Raw genomic sequence first — 19346 nt, 5'->3', positions numbered from 1 at the left:
CATGTCCCGACAGACCCTCAGCACAGTGAAGGAACCAGCGATGTACTCCATCGAGCACGAGATGGCCCGCAGCAGATCCGCAGAGCTGCAGGCCGAGGCCCGGGCGGCTGCACGTGCCCGGCGTCTCTACCTGGCACGACGGGCCAACCGTCGGGCCGAGCGTGCGGTCCGCCGGGCCGCACGCGCCAGCGCCGCCGTCTACTGAACACATCGCGATCCTCCGGACCGCACCGCGACCACGTGCCGTCCCCGGTTCGCGTGGAGCGGGTCCGTCCTGCCTGCGCGGAGCCCTCCGGGCCCCACTCGGCACGACCACCCCGCGTCGTGGTGCTGTCCGGAGGTACGCGTCTCAGTCCGCGAAGCCGGGGAGCCACTCCTCGAGCACCGCTCGCCAGTCGGTGGCGGCGTCGAGCTGGCAGAGGACCCCGATCGAACCGATCGTGACCCGGTGGATCAGCAGGTACGCCGGCGGCAGGTTCAGCTGGCGTCCCAGGCGGTTGGCCTCGGTGCGCGGGTCGGCGATGCGGGCCGCCTGCTCCTGCATCCAGGCCCGCGTGAAGTGGAAGCGAGCGCCGGCGACCGGCTCCAGGAGCGGCCGCAGGTAGTCCAGGACCCCCTCCGGGTCGATGTCCACGCCCGGCCGCACGAAGCCCTCCGAGCGGAGGTCGGCCAGCACCTCGGCCGCACGGCCGGCCAGCGCCCAGCGCAGCAGCCGGCCGATCGGCTCGGGGTGCCCGTCGGGCAGCCGTGCGGTCGCACCGAAGTCGATGACGCCCAGACGCCCGTCCGGCATCAGCCGGAAGTTGCCCGGGTGCGGGTCGGCGTGCAGCAGGCCGGCGCGCTGCGGGCCCGAGAAGTGCAGCACCGCCAGCAGCCGCCCCGCGCGGTCCCGCTGCTCCCGTGAGCCGTCGGCGATGATCCGCGACAGCGGCGTGCCCTCCAGCCACTCGGAGACCACGACCTTCGGCGCACTTGCCACGACCCGGGGCACCGCGATCTCCGCGTCGCCGGCGTAGGCGGCAGCGAATGCCCGCTGCGCGTCGGCCTCCAGGCCGTAGTCGAGCTCCTCGATCACCCGCGCCTTCAGCTCGGCGATCAGCGGCTTGACGTCGAGCCCGGGGAAGAGCGACGAGAAGAGGCGGGCGAACCGGGCGAGCTGGTTGAGGTCGGACATCAGGGCCGTCCCCGCGCCCGGGTACTGGATCTTCACCGCGACGTCCCGGCCGTCCCGCCACGTCGCCCGGTGCACCTGCCCGATGCTCGCCGCCGCCGCGGGGGCGTCGTCGAACTCCTCGAAGCGCTGCCGCCAGGTCCCGCCCAGCTGCTGGGCGAGCACCGCGTGCACCGTCCGCACCGGCATCGGAGGTGCTTCCTCCTGCAGCTTGGTGAGCGCTTCCCGGTAGGGCGCGGCCATCTCCTCGGGCACCGCCGCCTCGAACACCGACAACGTCTGGCCGAGTTTCATGGCCCCGCCCTTCAGCTGGCCCAGGACGGCGAACAGCTGCTCGGCGGTGCGCTGCTGGAGCTCGGCGTTCACCGTCTCCGCGGACTGCCCGGACAGCCGCCTGCCCAGCCCGAGCGTGGCCCGACCCGCGGCGCCCAGCGGCAGGGACGCCAGGCGCGCCGTGCGCGCGACCGATCCCCGTGGCATCACCGGTCGCTCGTCACTCACGCGTCCTCCTCGCCGGCGACCCGCGGAAGCGGGGCCGTGTCGTGTGCGGTGAGCCCGTGAGCTCGCTCAGCTGCCCATTGTCCCTTGTCCGGGGGAGGTCCCGCCGGGAGGAGCGGGATCGTCCCCTCCCGGCGAGGGGGAAGGGGCCCCCGCCGCGCCGCACGCGCAGGACGGGTGCGCCGGCCACCGGCGCAGCCGGGGGACGAGATCGGGCGGCCGCACCTCGACGGTCGCCTCGAGCGTCACGGGCGCGCCGGTGCCGTCCAGGTAGGCCAGCACCTGGCCGGCCGCGAGGAGCGCGGTGAGCAGGCAGGTCGCCGTCGAGCCGCTGGCCGGTGCCTCGGCCGCGGTGAGCTGGGCGGCCAGCCGCGGCCACCGGTGGTCGCTGTCCCGCCGGTGCAGGTCGGCGCAGCGCAGGCAGCTGGTCGCGCCCGGGACCACGAGGGGGCCGACGACGCCCGTCTCGCCCCGCACCGTCGCCACCAGGTGCGCGCCGTCGTCCGCCCGGCCGGCCGCGACGGGATCGGACGCCGCCCACGGCCGGGTGAGCACCGTGAGGTCCGGCACGGTCCCGGGCGGGAGCGGGCGCAGGTCGGCCGCGGGGTCCACCCGGCGCACCGCGTCGGCCGCCGCGAGCACCCTGGGACGACCCTCGTCGGCGGCCGTCAGCCCACCGACGACGGCGTCCGCCGCCGTCACCACGCCGGTGTCCCGCACGACCACGCGACCCACGCCGCTGGCCGCGAGCACGGCGGCCAGCGGCGTACCGACCCGTGTGGCGCCGTCGACGACCACGGTGGACAGCCTCCGCGTCCGCCACACGGGCAACGGCGGGTTGCCGACCGCGGAGGGCAACTCGACGGTGGCCCGCGCCACCGCGGCCGGGCCGGCCCCCACGGCGAGCAGGTCGGCGGGGTCGAGGTCGGTGAGCAGGCCGGCCCCCCGCAGGGCGTCGAGGACGGCGTCGAGCAGTCCGGGATCGAGCCCCGCTCCGGCCGCCTCCTCCCGCACCGTGCGCTGGGACCTCCGGCCGTCGAGACCGCGCAGCACCTGTGGCAGGCCCCGGGCCGGCCCCAGCAGCACGCCGTCGGTCGAATCGACGCCACCGACCTGCACGGTGTCCCCCTCGCCGTGCAGCAAGGGGGTGGCGGCGGGCAGGAGGGGATGGGCGTTCTCGATCACCCCGGCAGCGTGGCAGCCGGGACGACGGCGGGTGGCGGTTCTCCACAGGCCCCGGACGGCGAACGGCGGCGTCCCCGGGAGGGACGCCGCCGTGGTGAGTCGATGGAACGGCCACCCTCCAGGGGCCCGCGCCGAGCGTGCGAGGCGTGGGAGGAGGGTGGTCCTCGTTCAGGCCTTGCCGAGGATCCGGTTCATCTTGGTGCCGCACACGGGGCAGGTGCCCTGCGCCATCCGGCGACCGGACTCGCTGACCTTGACCTCGCCGTCGAAGTCGCGCTTGTCCTTGCACTTCACGCAGTAGCCGTTGTAGCTCTCCGCCACGGGATCTCCTCGTCTCGGGGCGCTCCGGCTCGCACGCCGGGCGCCGTTGCGCGGGAACGCTACCCGGGCGCGGCCCACCCGATGCCCTCGGCGGCGTGCCCGCTGGGCCGCCGGCGGACCGACGGTCGCACTCAGTCACCCACAGCTGTGGACAGACCTGTGGACGCGATGGGGAGGAACAGGCGTGTCGCTGTGCGTGGCCCGGGGACGGCCGGGGGACACCTCGCTGTCCGCAGCCCCGGACCCGGCGTCCAGCTGCGCAGATGCCCCCGTCCGGGTTGTGGACGGGCGCCGGCCGGCACATCGTCACCGTCTGGAGACGCCGCCGTGTCCACCGTCCGTGCGACCTGCACCCGAGAGGGTGTCCGTGCGCAGGCGCGACGCCGGTCGGGTGTCTTACGGTTCCCCCGTGCCCGCAACCCCTTCCGATGCCTCCGCCCTGCCTGAGCCGGCGGACGGCGATGTCGTGGAGGTCCGGCGCAGCCCGCGCCGTCGCCGGACGGTGACCGCCTACCGGGAGATGGGGCGCACCGTCGTGCTCATCCCGGCGGCGTTCAGCCCCGCCGAGGAGCAGCGCTGGGTGGCCCAGATGGTGGCCAAGCTGCGTACGCGCGAGGAGCGCCGCAAGCGGTCCATGGGTGGGGACACCGAGCTCCTGAGCCGGGCCCGCTCGCTGTCGGCGGCCCACCTGGACGGGCTGGCCGAGCCGGCGAGCGTCCGGTGGGTCGACAACCAGCACCGCCGCTGGGGCTCCTGCACCCCGGCCGACCGCAGCATCCGGTTGTCCAGCCGGCTGCAGTCGATGCCCGACTACGTCGTGGACTACGTGCTGGTGCACGAGCTGGTGCACCTGCTGGAGCCCGGCCACGACGAGCGCTTCTGGGCGCTGGTCGCCCGCTATCCGCGGGCGGAGCGGGCGCGCGGCTTCCTCGAGGGCGTGGAGCTCGCCGCCACGGCCGGTGCCGCCGGGCTGGAGACCTCGCCCGACGACGTCGACTGAAGCAGGACCCTCCTGCAGGGCCCTGCCGAGGGCCGTTCCAGCACGTGACCCGCTCGCGGCGGGGCCTTACTGGTCCTCGGGCTTCTCCGGCTCGGCGTCGTCGGCGGTGAGGGCCCGCAGCTCGTCGTCCAGTCCCTGCCGGGCGACGAAGTCCAGCGGCTCGTCCAGGTCGTCGGACGTCGGCAGCAGGTCGGGGTGGGACCACAGGGCGTCGCGGGCCTCGGCCCCGTGCTGCTGCGTCATGGCGCCCCAGACGGTGGCGGCGTCCCGCAGCCGGCGCGGCCGCAGCTGGAGGCCGACGAGGGTGGCGAAGGTCTGCTCGGCCGGTCCGCCGGAGGCCCGCCGACGACGCATGGTCTCGGCGAGCGCGCCGTGCCCGGGCAGGCGGTCGGCGGCCGCGGCCGCCACGACGGTGTCCACCCACCCCTCGACCAGGGCGAGCAGGGTCTCCAGGCGGCGCAGTGCCATCTGCTGCTCGGGGGTCTCCTCCGGCTCCAGGACGCCGCTGCCCAGCAGCCGCTGGATGCTCTCGGGGTCGCTGGGGTCGATGCCGCCCATGCCCCCGGCCATCGCCTCGTTGATGCCGCGCTCGATGGCCTCGCGGTCGATGGAGATCCCGCGGGCGTAGGCGTGCACCGCGTCCTGCAGCTGCTGGCGCAGCCACGGCACGTGGGCGAACAGCCGCTGGGACGCCGCCTCGCGCAGCGCGACGAACAGCCGCACCTCGTCGGCCGGGCGGTCCAGCCCCTCGGCGAACGCGGCGAGGTTCTGCGGCACCAGCACCCCCGTGCCGGCCGGTGCGAGCGGCAGCCCGACGTCGGTGCTGGTGAGCACCTCCTCGGCGAGCTTGCCCATGGCCTGCCCGACCTGGGCGCCGAACATCAGCCCACCCATCCGGCCCATGATCCCGGCGATCGGCCCGAACGACATCGCCGCCTCCTGGGGGAGGGCGCTGGTCATCGCGGCGACGACCTTCTCGGCGAGCGGGTCGATCAGCGCGGTCCAGGCGGGCAGGGTCTGCTCCACCCACTCCACGCGCGACCACGCGGCGGTGCGCTCGATGCCCGAGGGCAGCTCGGTCACCTGGTCCAGCCAGAGGTCGGCCAGCCGCAGCGCCTCGGCCGCACCGGACCGCTCGGGATCCGACGCGGGCTGGTGCCCCGCCGCCAGGCCGCTGATGGCGCCCTGCCGCGCGAGGTCCCAGTTGACCGGGCCGCCCGACCAGTTCATGAGCTTCTGCAGCTCGGCGAACAGCGGCATCTTCCCGAGCACGTCCTCCGGCGAGCCGCCGCCGGCGATGCCGCCGAACAGCGCCCCCAGGCCGAACGGGTCACCGCCGCCCTGGTCTCCGCGACCGGGCTCGCGGCGCTCGGGGTCGCGGTCGGGCGGGCCGAATCCGAAGGGCACGTCGCTCATGGGTCCACGGTAGACGCGTGATCTTCCCGCCGGGGGCCCAGCGTTTCGCCGGGAGCGGACGGAGCCGGCCGACGGCGCCGCCCAGGTCGGCGACATAGGCTCGCGCCTCGTGACCCGTCGGATCGCCGTCCTCAGCCTCGGTGCTGTGCTGCTTCTGGTGTTCGGCGTGCTCGGCACCACGGTCCCCGTCCCGTACGTGGCGCAGGTGCCCGGGCCGACCTTCAACACCCTCGGCGACATCGACGGCGAGCCCATCATCGCGGTGCAGGGGCGGGAGCCCAACGAGGTCGAGGGCGACCTGACCCTGACCACGGTCGGCGTCAGCCGAGGTGGCCTGAGCCTCGTGCAGGCGGTGCGCGGGTGGTTCGACGACGAGGTCGCCGTCGTCCCCGAGGAGTCGGTGTACCCGCCGGACCGCAGCGAGGAGGAGACCCGCAAGGTCAACCGCCAGGCGTTCATCACCTCCGAGCAGGCCGCCGAGAGCGTCGCGCTCGGCGAGCTGGGCTTCCCGCAGAAGGTCGTCGTCCGGGCGCTGCCCGAGGACTCACCGTCCGAGGGGCGCCTGGAGGAGGGCGACGCGCTGGAGTTGGTCGACGGGCGGCCGGTGCCGGACTCCGAGGTCCTGGCCGGGGTGCTCGCCGACATCCCGCCCGGCACCACGGTCCCGGTGGCCTACACCCGGCTGGGCGAGCCGGGCACGACGACGATCACCACCATGGCGGCCGAGGACCGGTCGGGGTCCCTGCTCGGGGTGTCGGTGCTCGACCAGCCCTCGGCGCCCTTCGACGTCGACATCCAGGTGGCCGACGTGGGCGGCCCCTCCGCCGGCCTCATGCTGACGCTCGGCATCCTCGACCTCGTCGGGGAGCAGGACCTCACCGGCGGGAAGGCCGTGGCCGGCACGGGCACCATCGACCTGCAGGGGGCCGTCGGGCCGATCGGCGGCATCGCGCTGAAGATGGCGGCCGCGCGGGACATCGGGGCCGAGCTGTTCCTCGTGCCGGCCGGGAACTGCGCCGAGGCGGCGGCCGCGCCCGACACCGGCGTCCCCATGGCCAAGGTGGCCACCCTCGACGACGCCCTGCAGGCGCTCGCGGACCTGCGCGCCGGTCGGACGCCCGAGTCCTGCTGACCGGCGCTCGTACCGGGTCCTGCCCGGTCGCGCCGCCCCGGCGGCACGACGTCGTCCGCGTGGGGGAAGCTGTGCAGGCCCGCCTCCGACGGTGGGCGGACCGGGAACCACGCGCCGCGCGGTGCGTTGTCCTGGGCAGGCCGGGGCGCACCCGGCCGCGCATCATCCGGCCCTCGCGGCCGGCCGGACCGTGGCCCGCAGGGCCACGCCTGCAAACCGAAGGAGCCCGCTCGTGGCCATGCGGCCCCCCGTGCCGGTACCGACGCTGTCGCGGCGCGCCAAGCTGGTCATCGGCGCCATCGCCGTCCTGCTGGTGCTGTTCACCGTCGTCGGGACGCTGACGAACGTCTACGTCGACTACCTCTGGTTCGACGCCGCCGGCTTCACCGAGGTCTTCTGGACCGAGCTCCAGACCAGGGCGCTGCTGTTCGCCGTGGCCGGCGTGGCCACCGGCGGGCTGACGGCGCTGGCGATGTACCTCGCCTACCGGTTCCGCCCCACCTTCCGGCCGATGTCGCTGGAGCAGCAGAACCTCGAGCGCTACCGCCAGTCGCTGGAGCCCCGCCGCGGCCTGGTGCTCACCGGCATCGCGGTCGTCCTGGGTCTGTTCGCCGGCTTCACCGCCCAGGCGAACTGGGAGACGTGGCTGTCCTTCCGCAACAGCACCGACTTCGGCCGGACCGACCCGCAGTTCAACGTCGACCTGTCGTTCTTCGTCTTCGACTACCCCTTCTACCGGCTGCTGCTCGGCTTCGGCTTCGCGATCGCGATCCTGGCCCTCATCGGGTCGCTGCTGACGCACTACGTGTTCGGGGGCCTGCGGCTGCAGACGCCGGGCCAGAAGCTGACCGCCGCCGCGCGCGTGCAGCTGTCGGTCCTGGTCGGGGTGTTCGTCGCGCTCAAGGCCGTCGCCTACTGGCTGGACCGCTACGGGCTCGTCTACTCCAACCGCGGTGACGTGTTCACCGGCGCCAGCTACACCGACGTCAACGCCCTGCTGGTGCCCAAGACGATCCTCATGTGGGTCGCGGCCGTCTGCGCGCTGGCGTTCTTCGCCAACATCCTGGTCCGCAACTTCCTGCTCCCGGCGATGGCGCTGGTGCTGCTGCTGGTCTCCAGCCTGGTGATCGGCGTGGCCTACCCGGCCATCGTCCAGCAGTTCGTGGTCAAGCCGAGCGCCAACCAGAAGGAGGCCCCCTACATCGAGCGGGCCATCCAGTCGACGCGCGAGGCCTACGACCTGACCGAGATCGACTACGTCGACTACGCGCAGCAGACCACCGGCGACCAGGTGGACCCGGAGGCGGCGCTGGCGGCCCTGCGGGACGACACCGAGACCATCCCGAACGCCCGGCTGCTGGACCCGAACGTCCTGTCGGACACGTTCACCGCGCGTCAGCAGATCCGCAACGTCTACGGCTTCCCCGAGAAGCTGGACGTCGACCGGTACACCATCGACGGCGAGACCCGGGACTACGTCGTGGCCGTCCGCGAGCTCGACAGCGCGGGCCTGTCGGAGAACCAGGACACCTGGCTCAACCGGCACACCGTCTACACGCACGGCAACGGGTTCGTGGCGGCGCCGGCGAACGAGGTCGTGTCCCGCGGGCAGGAGGGTGGCGAGCCGAACTTCACCACCCGTGACCTGCCCACGCGCGGCACGATCGACGTCGAGGAGAGCCGGATCTACTACGGCGAGCTGATCGAGGACTACTCCGTGGTCGGGGCGCCCGAGGGCGCCGACCCGATCGAGTTCGACCAGCCGGAGGGCGGGTCGGAGGAGGAGGCGATCAACAACACCTACGACGGCGAGGGCGGCGTCGAGGTCGGCAGCTTCTTCCGTCAGCTGGCCTTCGCCATCTACTACCGGGAGCGCAACTTCCTGCTCTCGAACGCGGTGAACGACGAGTCCAAGGTGCTCTACGTCCGCGACCCCCGAGACCGGGTGGAGAAGGCCGCGCCCTTCCTCGAGGTCGACGGCGACCCGTACCCCGCGGTCATCGACGGCGAGATCCAGTGGATCCTCGACGGCTACACCACGTCGGACTCCTACCCCTACGCCGAGCAGATGCAGCTGGGCGAGGCGGCGGCCGACGCCCTCACCGGCACCGGCACCACGGCGCTGCCGAACGAGACCTTCAACTACATCCGCAACTCGGTGAAGGCCACCGTCGACGCCTACGACGGCACGGTGACGCTCTACGCCTGGGACGAGGACGACCCGGTCCTCCAGACCTTCATGAAGGCGTTTCCCGGCGTGGTGCAGCCCAACAGCGCGATGAGCGACGAGCTGCGCAGCCACGTGCGCTACCCGGAGGACCTGTTCAAGGTGCAGCGGGACATCCTCACCCGCTACCACGTCGACAACCCGCAGACCTTCTACACCGGCAACGACCGCTGGCAGATCCCGGACGACCCGACGCAGAACACCGACCAGGACCAGCCGCCGTACTACATCCTCGCCGGCCGCCCGGGGGAGGACGGGGCCACGTTCCAGCTGACGAGCGCGCTCAACGCGTTCAACCGGCAGAACCTCTCCGCCTTCATCTCCGCGTCCAGCGACCCGGAGACCTACGGCGACATCAAGGTGCTGCGGCTGCCGGGCAACACCCCGTTCCGCGGTCCCCAGCAGGTGCAGCAGACGTTCAACACCGACGACGACGTCGCGCGGGACCTGAACCTGTTCCGCAGCGCGGACTCCAAGCCGGTGTTCGGCAACCTGCTCACCCTGCCGATCGGCGACGGCGGCCTGCTCTACGTCGAGCCGCTGTACGTCGAGGGCACCGGGGAGAACTCCTACCCGCTGCTGCGGAAGGTGCTCGTCAACTACGGCGACCGGGTCGGGTACGCCGACACGCTGGCCGCGGCGCTCGACCAGGTATTCGGCGACGGCGCCGGTGAGCTCGCCACGGACAACGACGGCGACACCGACGACCAGGGCCCGGACGGCGACGCGGCCGGTGACCTGCCGGAGACGCCGGAGACCCCGGAGACGCCGGCACCGCCGGCGCCTGATGCCGGGGGCGGCACCGACGGTGCGCCGGCCCCGGTGCTGGCCGACGCGGTGGAGGACATGAACGCCGCGCTGCGGGCACTCGCCGACGCGCAGCGCTCGGGTGACTTCGCCGCCCAGGGGCAGGCCCTGGCGGACCTGCAGACGGCCGTGACCGCCTACCAGGAGGCGCAGCGCGCGAGCGAGGGCGGCTGACGCGGAGGGGTGGGTGCTGGGGCCCCGGCACCCGCCCCTCGCACCGGTGGTAAGGTGGTCTCACCGACGCGGGGTGGAGCAGCTCGGTAGCTCGCTGGGCTCATAACCCAGAGGTCGCAGGTTCGAATCCTGTCCCCGCTACCACCACGAAGGCCCGGTCCCCCCAGGGGACCGGGCCTTCGTCGTTCCGCAGGTCCGGGCAGTGCGCGGATTCGGGGTCAGACGGGGCTGAGCCGGTCGTCGTGCTCGCCGGCCCAGTCCCGCGACCAGGCGTCGGACTGGCGCAGTTGGGCGCTGCGACGGTAGGGGACCGGCCGCGCCCGGGTCTCCGCGGCAGCGGCGTGCACGACCGGCTCGCGCGCCGGGGCGGGGGTCGGCGCGGCGCCGGGGGGCGGCGGTGCGAGGACGTGTGCGGGCTTGGCGGGCCGGCTGCCGAGTCCGGCGAAGACGTTGTTCGGTCGGGTGCGGTCCTCCTCCTCGACCGGCGTGCCGGCCATGGGGCGGGCCGGGGCGGCCGGGAACGGCTCCCGCCGCGGCGGGTGCGCGGGGTCGGGGAGGCGCAGCTCGGCGAGGTCCTTCCACGTCGAGTGCCGCAGCCCGTCGACGGTGCACCGCACCCGGGCGGCCACCCGGCCGTCGGCCGTGTGCCGCCAGCCCAGCAGCTCGCCGGAGTACCAGATCCCGCGGTGGTGGATCTCCACCGGCTGCGGGTCGCCGACGAACGCGCTCGTCGCCATGTCCCCCACCACGAGCCGGACTGTAGGCGGGCCCGGAGTGCGCGACGGGAAGGCGCGCAACGCCCCTGGGGCCGGTGGGGCAGGGCTGTCCCACCACTCACACGGGCACCCCTCGGCCGGCCGGCCCGGCGCGCTCAGCGCACCCGGCCGGCGAGCACCTCCGCCGCCCGATCGGCGTCGTCGTCGGTGTTGGGCAGGTGGAACGCCAGCCGCAGCCGCCCAGCGCGCATGCTGGCCACCACGCCGGCCTCCGCCAGTGCCGCGTCGGTGCCCGGGCTCACGTCGAGGCTCACGATCGCCGAGTTCCCCGGGGGGAGACCGACGGCGGCGCGGAAGCGGTCGGCCAGGCCGACGGCATGGTCGTGCAGGGCCGCTCGTCCGACGCCTGCGAGCAGTTCCAGCGCCGGCGCCTGCCCGACCCAGGACAGCCACGCGGGGGAGACGTCGAACCGGCGGGCGCCGGCGGCCAGGCGCAGCGGCCCACCGTAGATGCTGGTCCACGGGTCCTCGCCGGCATACCAGCCGGCCGCGTGCGGGACGAGGGTGTCCAGCGCGTCGGCGCGGACCGTGGCGAAGCAGGTGCCGCGCGGACCGAGCAGCCACTTGTAGCCGCCGCCGGTCGTGTAGCTGAACCGGTCGGCGTCGACGGGGAGCCAGCCGACCGCCTGGGTGGTGTCCAGCAGCACCCGCGTCCCGGCGTCCTCGGTGGCCCCGACGAGCGCGTCGAGGTCGGCGACCCGGCCGTCGGCCGACTGGACGGCGGAGACGGCGACGAGGGTGGTGCGGGGGGTGACGGCGTTGGGCAGGTCCTCGAGCGGGACCTCGCGGACCCGCACGCCGCGGCCGGCCTGGGCCAGGAACGGGAACAGCACGCTGGTGAACTCGCCCGTCGCCGTCAGCACCTCGCTGCCGTCGGGCAGGGCGGCCGCGACGAGGCCGGCGAAGGCGCTCACCGTGCTGCCGATCGCGACGTCGGCGGGGCGGACGCCGACGAGTTCGGCGTAGGCGGCCCTCGACCGCGCCACCGGGCGGTCGTAGTCGGGGGCGTGCGCCCGACCGGCCTGCCACGTCCCGAGCGCCTGCTGCACCGCCTGCACGGTGCTGCCGGGTGGGAGCCCGACGGCGGCGGTGTTGAGGTAGGTCGTCTCGGCGGCGAACTCGGCCTGGGCGGCGCGAACCCGTCCGGCCGCGGGGGCAGCGTCGGTCACGCGCCGATCCTGCCCGTCGCCGGGCAGCCCCGGGAGGGGTCCCGACGCGGAGGTCCCGACGGCGTGTATGGTTGGTCTACCGACGCGGGGTGGAGCAGCTCGGTAGCTCGCTGGGCTCATAACCCAGAGGTCGCAGGTTCGAATCCTGTCCCCGCTACCACCACGAAGGCCCGGTCACCACGGTGACCGGGCCTTCGTCGTTCCCGATGGCGCCGGGGCAGTGCGTGGTGCACCCTCTCCGCCACCGATCTGCACAGGTGTGTTGTGCGTCACGCGCCCGGTCTCTAGCGTTCGGATCCCGACCGATCCGCAGGGGAGTGACCAGGTGTCCGTCGACGCAGCAGCCACGCAGGGAACGGCGCCGCTCCCGCGGCGGGCCGGGGCCGAGGACCTCGGCATCGACCTCTCCGACCGCGAGTTCTGGGTCCGCCCGCCGGCCGAGCGGCACGCCGTCTTCGACCGGCTGCGGGAGGTCCGCCCGTTCGCCTTCTTCGCCGAACCCGAGATCCCGAACATGCAGAGCGGTCCGGGGTACCACGCAGTGACCCGCTACGCCGACCTCGAGGCGATCAGCTGCCAGCCCGCCGTCTTCTGCTCGGGGCAGGGTGCGGTCTCCATCCAGGACATCCCCGCCGACCTCAACGACTTCTACGGCTCGCTGATCAGCATGGACGACCCTCGGCACGCCCGGATCCGGCGGATCGTCTCCAAGACGTTCACCCCGCGGATGCTGGAGCGGGTCATCGCGTCGGTGGAGAGCATCGTCGACGAGGTCCTCGTCGAGGCGCGACGCGCGGCCGAGGCGGGGGACGGCACGATCGACGTCGTCGCCGACCTGGCCGCACCGATCCCGCTGCGCGTCATCTGCGACATGATGGGCATCCCCGCCGAGGACCGCGCGCTGGTCCTGGCCAAGTCCAACGTGATCCTCTCCGGCGGCGATCCGGAGCTCGTGGACGTCGAGGACCCGCTCACCGACCTGCTGATGGCCGGGATCGAGCTGGCCGGCCTGATGGAGCGGCTGGCCGCCGAGCGGGTGACCGATCCCCGTGACGACCTGACCACCGCGCTGGTGACGACGGAGGTCGACGGCGAGCGGCTCAGCCACCAGGAGATCGCATCGTTCTTCATCCTGCTGCTGGTGGCCGGCAACGAGACGACCCGCAACGCCATCTCCCAGGGGCTGCTGGCCCTGCAGGAGCACCCCGACCAGCGGGCCCGCTGGGTCGCCGAGCCCGAGCTGACCCGGACGGCGGTCGAGGAGATCGTCCGCTGGACCAGCCCGATCACCTGGATGCGCCGGACCGCGACCCGGGACGGGGAGCTCAACGGCTACCCCTTCGCCGCCGGCGACAAGTTCCTGCTCTTCTACGCCGCCGCGAACCGGGACCCCGCGGTCTTCGCCGAGCCGCACCGGTTCGACCTCGCGCGCGACCCCAACCCGCACGTCGGCTTCGGGTCCAAGGGGCCGCACTTCTGCCTGGGCGCCCACCTGGCCCGCCGGGAGCTGGCACTGACGTTCCGGAAGGTCTTCGAGCAGCTGCCCGACCTGGAGATCACCGGTCCGCCCGCCCGCCTGCAGTCCTCGTTCGTCAACGGGCTGAAGCGGCTGCCGGCCCGCCTCGGGGGCGCCGCATGACCCGCATCGCGGTCGACGGGGAGCGGTGCGTCGGTTCGGGCGCCTGCGAGGCGCTGGCCCCCGACGTCTTCGAGGTCACCGACGACGGCGTCGTCGCGGTGCTGGTGCCCGAGCCGGCGGAGGGGGACCTGCCCGACGTCGAGGCGGCGGTGCGGACCTGCCCCACCCGGGCGCTGGCCCTGGTCTCGGAACAGCCGGCCGGCGCGGCCGGTTGAGCACCGGCATGGAGACCACTGTCATCGACGTCCCCGAGAACGACCGGTTCGAGATCCGCGACGGCGATCGCGTCCTGGGTCTGGCCGCCTACCAGCGCCGCGGCGACACGTTCGTGTTCCACCACACGGAGGTCGACCCGGACGCCGGCCAGTCCGGATTGGGCAGCACGCTGGTGCGCGCGGCGCTGGACGAGGTGCGCTCGCGTGGCGGCTCGGTGGTGCCGAGCTGCTCGTTCGTCGCCGGCTGGATCGAGCGGCACCCCGACTACGCAGACCTGGTCGCCGACCGCGACTGACGAAGGACCCCCTGCCCCCCTCCGCTCGCACGCTCGCGGCGGGGCCCTGCAGGGGGCCTCTCCGGCCCTCCGACGGGTGGTCAGCTCACAGCACGTGCTGGCCGTACATCTCGCCGAGCGGGTCGGCGATGAGCTCGATGCGGGCGCCGTCGGGGTCGCGGAAGTACACCGAGACGCCGCTGTGGACCTCGTGCGCGACACCTGCCTCGGTGAGCCGCTGCACCAGCTCCTCCCAGCGCTGCGGGTCGACGCTGATGGCCATGTGGTGCAGGCCGCCGAGCACCTCGGCGTACGGGCCGACGTCCAGCCCGGGGAAGTCGAAGAAGGCCAGCAGGTTGCCGTTCCCGATGTCGAAGAAGAAGTGCGAGGAGCCGGGGTAGTCGCGGTTCTCGATGAGCTCGGTCAGCGGGAAGCCGAGGACGTCCTGGTAGAAGCGGACGGTCCGTTCGACGTCGGAGCTGATCAGTGCCGTGTGGTGCAGTCCCCGGGCGGTCGAGGCGGGGCGTTCGCCGGTCGGCTTCAGGTGGGCCTCGCGGATCCGGTCGCGCTGGGCCTCGAGTGCGGCCAGGTCGCGGGTGCTCTCGGTGGTGCTCATCGTGGTCTCCTCCCTGGGCGGTCACGCACTCCAACCGGCGGGTCGGCGAACTCGTTCCCGGGCCCCCGTACCGTGCCCGCGTGGTCCTCGAACACGCGCTGCTCACCGTCCGGCCGGGGGAGCAGGCGGCCTTCGAGGCGGCGTTCGCCGAGGCCCGGCGGTTCATCGCCGCCAGCCCCGGGTTCCAGCGGCTCACGCTGTCCCGCTGCCTCGAGCGCGACACCGGCTACCTGCTGCTCGTCGAGTGGGACCGGCTGGAGGACCACACCGAGGGCTTCCGCCGCTCGGCCGCCTACGGGCAGTGGCGGGCGCTGCTGCACGGGTTCTACGCCCCGTTTCCGGTCGTCGAGCACTTCACGACGGTGCTGACGGCGGATCCGCCGGCGGAACTCAGGCGGTGAGCGCCGTCCCGTCGGCCGGCTCGCCCAGCCGCTCGGCCAGGCGGTCCAGGGGCAGGCCGAGCGCGTGCGCGAGCGCGGCCACGGTGAAGAAGGTGGGGGTCGGCACGCGCCCTGACTCGATCTTGCGCAGCACCTCGAGGCTCACGCCCGAGGTGGCCGACACCTCGGCCGGGGACCGGTCACCCCGCGCCTCGCGCAGCAGCGCGCCCAGCCGGCGCCCGCGCTCGCGCTCCTCGGGCGTCAGCGGCGGTCGGACCATGCCCGTGATAGTAATACCGCCGATAGCAATACCGGTAGCTGCGAGGAGGACACCGTGATCGAGCTGCGCACCCCCGGCGAGCTGGACGCCATGCGGGCCGCCGGCGCGGTCGTCGCCGACATGCACGCCGCCGTGCGCGCCGCCGCGGCGCCCGGGGTCCGGCTGACCCGGCTCGACGCCATCGCCCGCGACGTCCTGGCCGACGCCGGTGCGTCGTCGCCGTTCCTCGGCTACGCGCCGCTGTCGACGACCCCCCCGTTCCCGGGGGTGCTCTGCCTGTCGGTCAACGACGTCGCCCTGCACGGCATCCCGACGCCGGAGGTGCTGGAGGACGGCGACCTGCTCAGCGTGGACGCCGGCGCCACCCTCGACGGCTGGGTCGGCGACGCGGCGATGACCTACCCGATCGGCACCCCGCGCCCGGAGGACCTGGCGCTGGTCGCCACCACCGAGCGGGCGCTGGCGGCGGGCATCGCAGCGGCCGTCGTCGGCAACCGGGTCGGCGACATCTCCGCCGCGATCGGGTCCGTCGGCCGGGCCGGCGGCTGCGGCATCAACACCGACCAGGGCGGCCACGGGGTCGGCCGCTCGATGCACGAGGCGCCGTCGGTGCCGAACGAGGGCCGTCCTGGCCGTGGTGTGCCGCTGCGCGCCGGGCTGGTGATCGCGATCGAGCCGTGGTTCCTCGCCGGTGGCAGCGACGACTACACCGTCGACGCCGACGGCTGGACGCTGCGCAGCGCCGACGGCAGCCGCGCCGCCCACGTGGAGCACACCGTCGCCGTCACCGAGGACGGCCCCAGGATCCTGACCGCGCCGCGCTGATCGACCGAGTCATGCGAACTCGTGGTCATCGCCCGCTGATCACCCCGAGTTCGTATGACCCGTCGAGCCCGGGATGGCTCAGAGCGGCAGGACCATCTCCCGCTCCCACCCGTGCGGGCCGTCGAAGCCCTCGCCGGTGGGCCGGAAGCCGTATCGCGCGTAGAAGCGCTCGGCGCGGGCGTTGTCCTCGTGCACGTGCAGTCGGGCGCGTCGGAGTCCGCGCTCCCGGAACCAGCCCGTGGCGGCGTCGAAGAGGTCCTCCATCACGCCGCGGCCGCGGTGGTCGGGGTGCAGGTACACAGCCACCACGTGTCCGGCGTCCTGCGCGATGGTCTCGCCGGAGTAGTCCTCGGTGCCGGCCTTCTCGACGAGTGCGGCTGCGGTGCCGACCCAGGTGCCGTCGTCGGCCACCGCGACGAACTGGCGGACGTCCGCCTCGGGGCCGGCGTCGGAGGACGACCTCGCCGTGCGCTCCTGCCAGAAATCGTCCGGGCGCACGACCGCCTCGTCGTACGTCTCGAGGAAGGCGATGCCCGCCGCCTCGTCGGTGAGCGCCGCGAGGCGCAGCGCCCTGGCCTCGCGCCACTCGTCCGCCCGCACCGGCCGGATCGTGTACCCCGCGGTCATGGGGTCAGCTCAGCGCCTGCTCGAGGTCGACGAGCAGGTCCTCGACGTCCTCGATGCCGACCGAGAGCCGGACGAGGTCGGCCGGCACCTCCAGCGGGGACCCGGCCGCGCTGGCGTGGGTCATCCGCCCCGGGTGCTCGATGAGCGACTCGACGCCGCCCAGCGACTCGGCCAGGGTGAAGAGCTTCGTCCGCTCGCAGACCTTCAGCGCCGCGTCCTCGCCGTCCCGCAGCCGGAAGGACACCATCCCGCCGAACCCGGACATCTGCGACGCTGCGACCGCGTGCCCGGGGTGGTCGGGCAGGCCGGGGTAGAGCACCGAGGCCACAGCCGGGTGGTCGAGCAGGAACTCCGCGATCCGGGCGGCGTTCGCGCAGTGCCGGTCCACCCGGACGCCGAGCGTCTTGAGGCTGCGCAGCACCAGCCAGGAGTCGAACGGGCTCGCCACCGCACCCATCGCGTTGTGGTTGTAGGCGAGTCGCTCGCCCAGGTCCGCGTCGCTGGTGACCAGGGCCCCGCCGACGACGTCGGAGTGCCCGCCCAGGTACTTCGTCGTGGAGTGGACGACGACGTCCGCGCCCAGCGTGAGCGGTCGCTGCAGGTAGGGCGAGGCGAAGGTGTTGTCGACGACGAGCAGCGCGCCGGCCTCGTGGGCGATCTCCGCCGTCCGCGCGATGTCGGTGATGTTGAGCAGCGGGTTGCTCGGCGTCTCGCACCAGATGGCCCGCGTCGTCGGCCGCATGGCCGCCCGCACCGCGTCGGGGTCGTCCAGGGGGACGGGGGTGTACTCCAGCCCCCACTCCGACAGCACGCGGGAGATCAGCCGGAACGTGCCGCCGTACGCGTCACCGCCGAGGACGACGTGGTCGCCGGAGCGGCAGACCGTGCGCAGGAGCGTGTCCTCCGCCGCGAGACCCGAGGCGAACGCCAGCGCCCGGACGCCCTCCTCGAGGGAGGCCAGCGCCTCGTGCAGGGCATCGCGCGTGGGGTTGCCGCTGCGGCTGTACTCGTAGCCGCCGCGCAGCCCGCCGACGCCGTCCTGCTTGTAGGTCGTCGTCAGGTGCACCGGCGGGATGACCGCGCCGGTCGCCGGGTCGGGCTCCTGCCCGGCGTGGATGGCACGGGTGTTGAAGCCCTGCTCGTCGAGGCGGCTCATGAGCCGACGGTAGGCGCGAGGCCGGCGAGGTGCCCGAGCACGTCCTGCCGGGTGACCACGCCGGCGGGCTTGCCGTCGACGTGCACGAGCAGCGCGTCGGCCGAGCCGAGCTGGGCCACCGCCGCGTGCACCCCCTCGCCGGAGCCGACGATCGGCAGCGGCGGCGACATGTGCTTCTCCACCCGGTCGGCCAGCGAGGCGCGGCCGGCGAACAGCGCGTCGAGCAGCGTCTTCTCGTCGATCGAGCCGACGACCTCGCCGGCGGTCACGGGCGGCTCGGCCCGGACGACGGGGAGCTGGCTGACGCCGTACTCGCGGAGGATGTCGATGGCGTCGCGGACGGTCTCGTTGGGATGGGTGTGCACCAGCGTCGGGGTGCTGCCGCCCTTGGCCTCGAGGAGCTCGCCGACCGTCTCGCCGCCGGTGGCCTCCAGGAAGCCGTAGTCGGCCATCCAGGTGTCGTTGAAGATCTTGTTGAGGTAGCCGCGGCCGCCGTCGGGGAGCAGGACCACCAGGACGTCGTCCTTGGTCAGCCGCTCGGCGACCTTCAGCGCGGCGACGACCGCCATGCCGCAGGAGCCGCCCACCAGCAGCCCCTCCTCGCGGGCCAGCCGCCGGGTCATGGCGAAGGAGTCGCCGTCGGAGACGGCGACGATCTCGTCGGCCACCTCCTGGTCGTAGGTCGAGGGCCAGAAGTCCTCGCCGACGCCCTCGACCAGGTACGGGCGGCCGGTGCCGCCGGAGTACACCGAGCCCTCCGGGTCGGCGCCGATGACCTGCACCCGCCCGCCGGACTGCTCCTTGAGGTAGCGGCCGACGCCGCTGATCGTGCCGCCGGTGCCGGCCCCGGTCACGAAGTGGGTGATCCGGCCCTCGGTCTGCGCCCAGATCTCCGGACCGGTCGTCTCGTAGTGCGAGCGCGGGTTGTTCGGGTTCGAGTACTGGTCGGGCTTCCAGCCGCCGGGCGTCTCGCGGGCCAGCCGGTCGGACACCGAGTAGTAGGAGCGCGGGTCGCTCGGGTCGACCGCCGTGGGGCAGACGACGACCTCGGCGCCGTAGGCCTTGAGGACGTTGATCTTCTCCTGGCCGACCTTGTCGGGGCAGATGAAGATGCACTTGTAGCCGCGCTGCTGGGCGACGAGGGCCAGGCCGATGCCGGTGTTCCCGCTGGTCGGCTCGATGATCGTGCCGCCCGGCTCCAGCAGGCCCGCCTCCTCGGCGGCGTCGACCATGCGCACCGCGATGCGGTCCTTCACCGAACCACCGGGGTTGAGGTACTCGACCTTCGCCAGCACCAGCGGCGCGTCGGGACCCAGGTGGCGCGTCACCGACGACAGCTTGACCAGCGGGGTGTTGCCGACCAGGTCGACGACGGACTCGGCGTACTGCACGGGGTTGCCCTCCTCGCGGGCGCCGACCTCCGGCGCCCCGACCCGACCATCCCACCAGACCGGCCC

Annotated in this window: 20 protein-coding genes and 2 tRNA genes; 11 read left to right on the top strand and 11 right to left on the bottom strand. The window is 73.7% G+C overall.

What is annotated here, in order from left to right:
- The first annotated feature begins 25 nt into the window (after positions 1-25).
- Complete coding sequence (locus tag GCU60_RS05960; protein WP_163202956.1) at positions 26-205, top strand: hypothetical protein; 180 nt, start codon at positions 26-28, stop codon at positions 203-205.
- Between the two features lie 144 nt (positions 206-349).
- On the opposite strand, the gene GCU60_RS05955 is transcribed toward GCU60_RS05960, so the two are convergent.
- The 3 genes from GCU60_RS05955 to GCU60_RS21500 all read right to left on the bottom strand — a co-directional run bounded on the left by GCU60_RS05955 (position 350) and on the right by GCU60_RS21500 (position 3175).
- On the bottom strand, positions 350-1672 hold the full coding sequence (locus GCU60_RS05955) for an ABC1 kinase family protein (protein ID WP_345770422.1): 1323 nt from the start codon (positions 1670-1672) through the stop codon (positions 350-352).
- Between the two features lie 66 nt (positions 1673-1738).
- Positions 1739-2854 carry a ThiF family adenylyltransferase gene (locus tag GCU60_RS05950; protein ID WP_163203177.1) on the bottom strand — a complete coding sequence of 372 codons (1116 nt, stop codon included), beginning with the start codon at positions 2852-2854 and terminating at the stop codon, positions 1739-1741.
- Between the two features lie 168 nt (positions 2855-3022).
- On the bottom strand, positions 3023-3175 hold the full coding sequence (locus GCU60_RS21500; protein ID WP_170977676.1) for a DUF5679 domain-containing protein: 153 nt from the start codon (positions 3173-3175) through the stop codon (positions 3023-3025).
- A 409-nt stretch (positions 3176-3584) separates the two neighbouring features.
- Between GCU60_RS21500 and GCU60_RS05945 the strand changes: the two genes are divergently transcribed.
- On the top strand, positions 3585-4175 hold the full coding sequence (locus tag GCU60_RS05945) for a M48 metallopeptidase family protein (protein ID WP_345770421.1): 591 nt from the start codon (positions 3585-3587) through the stop codon (positions 4173-4175).
- 66 nt (positions 4176-4241) lie between these two features.
- Here GCU60_RS05945 and GCU60_RS05940 read toward each other — a convergent pair whose 3' ends face one another.
- Entirely contained in the window at positions 4242-5591 is a 1350-nt protein-coding gene (locus GCU60_RS05940; protein ID WP_163203175.1) for a zinc-dependent metalloprotease, read from the bottom strand.
- Between the two features lie 109 nt (positions 5592-5700).
- Here GCU60_RS05940 and GCU60_RS05935 point away from each other — a divergent pair, with 109 nt between their 5' ends.
- The 3 genes from GCU60_RS05935 to GCU60_RS05925 all read left to right on the top strand — a co-directional run bounded on the left by GCU60_RS05935 (position 5701) and on the right by GCU60_RS05925 (position 10075).
- A complete protein-coding gene (locus GCU60_RS05935) occupies positions 5701-6723 on the top strand; it encodes a S16 family serine protease (RefSeq protein ID WP_163203173.1) in 1023 nt (340 codons plus the stop codon).
- A 238-nt stretch (positions 6724-6961) separates the two neighbouring features.
- On the top strand, positions 6962-9931 hold the full coding sequence (locus tag GCU60_RS05930) for a UPF0182 family protein (RefSeq protein WP_204261539.1): 2970 nt from the start codon (positions 6962-6964) through the stop codon (positions 9929-9931).
- Between the two features lie 67 nt (positions 9932-9998).
- Positions 9999-10075 (top strand) — tRNA-Met (locus GCU60_RS05925).
- Between the two features lie 74 nt (positions 10076-10149).
- On the opposite strand, the gene GCU60_RS05920 is transcribed toward GCU60_RS05925, so the two are convergent.
- A complete protein-coding gene (locus GCU60_RS05920) occupies positions 10150-10668 on the bottom strand; it encodes a hypothetical protein (RefSeq protein WP_163203169.1) in 519 nt (172 codons plus the stop codon).
- 134 nt (positions 10669-10802) lie between these two features.
- Positions 10803-11876: an aminotransferase class V-fold PLP-dependent enzyme gene (locus tag GCU60_RS05915; RefSeq protein WP_163203167.1), complete on the bottom strand. Its 1074-nt coding sequence runs from the start codon at positions 11874-11876 to the stop codon at positions 10803-10805.
- 83 nt (positions 11877-11959) lie between these two features.
- Between GCU60_RS05915 and GCU60_RS05910 the strand changes: the two genes are divergently transcribed.
- The 4 genes from GCU60_RS05910 to GCU60_RS05895 all read left to right on the top strand — a co-directional run bounded on the left by GCU60_RS05910 (position 11960) and on the right by GCU60_RS05895 (position 14026).
- Positions 11960-12036 (top strand) — tRNA-Met (locus GCU60_RS05910).
- A 165-nt stretch (positions 12037-12201) separates the two neighbouring features.
- Positions 12202-13515 (top strand): cytochrome P450, encoded by a 1314-nt coding sequence (locus GCU60_RS05905; RefSeq protein WP_345770420.1) that lies wholly within the window; start codon positions 12202-12204, stop codon positions 13513-13515.
- Positions 13512-13730 carry a ferredoxin gene (locus GCU60_RS05900; protein WP_163203165.1) on the top strand — a complete coding sequence of 73 codons (219 nt, stop codon included), beginning with the start codon at positions 13512-13514 and terminating at the stop codon, positions 13728-13730. Before GCU60_RS05905 ends, GCU60_RS05900 begins: the two co-directional genes overlap by 4 nt.
- A gap of 8 nt (positions 13731-13738) precedes the next feature.
- Positions 13739-14026 carry a GNAT family N-acetyltransferase gene (locus tag GCU60_RS05895; RefSeq protein ID WP_163203163.1) on the top strand — a complete coding sequence of 96 codons (288 nt, stop codon included), beginning with the start codon at positions 13739-13741 and terminating at the stop codon, positions 14024-14026.
- A gap of 85 nt (positions 14027-14111) precedes the next feature.
- On the opposite strand, the gene GCU60_RS05890 is transcribed toward GCU60_RS05895, so the two are convergent.
- Positions 14112-14621 carry a VOC family protein gene (locus GCU60_RS05890; RefSeq protein WP_163203161.1) on the bottom strand — a complete coding sequence of 170 codons (510 nt, stop codon included), beginning with the start codon at positions 14619-14621 and terminating at the stop codon, positions 14112-14114.
- An 80-nt stretch (positions 14622-14701) separates the two neighbouring features.
- Between GCU60_RS05890 and GCU60_RS05885 the strand changes: the two genes are divergently transcribed.
- The gene (locus GCU60_RS05885; RefSeq protein ID WP_163203158.1) at positions 14702-15022 is read left to right on the top strand and encodes an antibiotic biosynthesis monooxygenase; all 321 of its coding nucleotides are present in this window, start codon (positions 14702-14704) and stop codon (positions 15020-15022) included.
- Here GCU60_RS05885 and GCU60_RS05880 read toward each other — a convergent pair.
- On the bottom strand, positions 15012-15281 hold the full coding sequence (locus tag GCU60_RS05880; RefSeq protein WP_163203156.1) for a helix-turn-helix domain-containing protein: 270 nt from the start codon (positions 15279-15281) through the stop codon (positions 15012-15014). The two genes, GCU60_RS05885 and GCU60_RS05880, sit on opposite strands and share 11 nt — an antisense overlap.
- Positions 15282-15335: 54 nt before the next feature.
- On the opposite strand from GCU60_RS05880, the gene map reads away from it, so the two are divergent.
- Complete coding sequence (map, locus tag GCU60_RS05875) at positions 15336-16106, top strand: type I methionyl aminopeptidase (RefSeq protein WP_163203154.1); 771 nt, start codon at positions 15336-15338, stop codon at positions 16104-16106.
- Positions 16107-16184: 78 nt separating this feature from the next.
- On the opposite strand, the gene GCU60_RS05870 is transcribed toward map, so the two are convergent.
- From GCU60_RS05870 to GCU60_RS05860, 3 genes are read right to left on the bottom strand one after another with little or no spacing between them, the layout of a single operon-like run.
- A complete protein-coding gene (locus GCU60_RS05870) occupies positions 16185-16733 on the bottom strand; it encodes a GNAT family N-acetyltransferase (RefSeq protein WP_163203152.1) in 549 nt (182 codons plus the stop codon).
- 4 nt (positions 16734-16737) lie between these two features.
- On the bottom strand, positions 16738-17889 hold the full coding sequence (locus tag GCU60_RS05865; RefSeq protein WP_163203149.1) for a cystathionine gamma-synthase: 1152 nt from the start codon (positions 17887-17889) through the stop codon (positions 16738-16740).
- Positions 17886-19280 (bottom strand): cystathionine beta-synthase, encoded by a 1395-nt coding sequence (locus GCU60_RS05860; protein ID WP_163203147.1) that lies wholly within the window; start codon positions 19278-19280, stop codon positions 17886-17888. Before GCU60_RS05860 ends, GCU60_RS05865 begins: the two co-directional genes overlap by 4 nt.
- Between the last annotated feature and the right edge of the window lie 66 nt (positions 19281-19346).

Origin of the sequence: Blastococcus saxobsidens (assembly GCF_010682065.1) — a bacterium.
Classification (GTDB): domain Bacteria; phylum Actinomycetota; class Actinomycetes; order Mycobacteriales; family Geodermatophilaceae; genus Blastococcus; species Blastococcus saxobsidens_B.
Note: the sequence above shows the minus strand (reverse complement) of the source record. Positions and strands in the feature narration are given on the sequence as shown.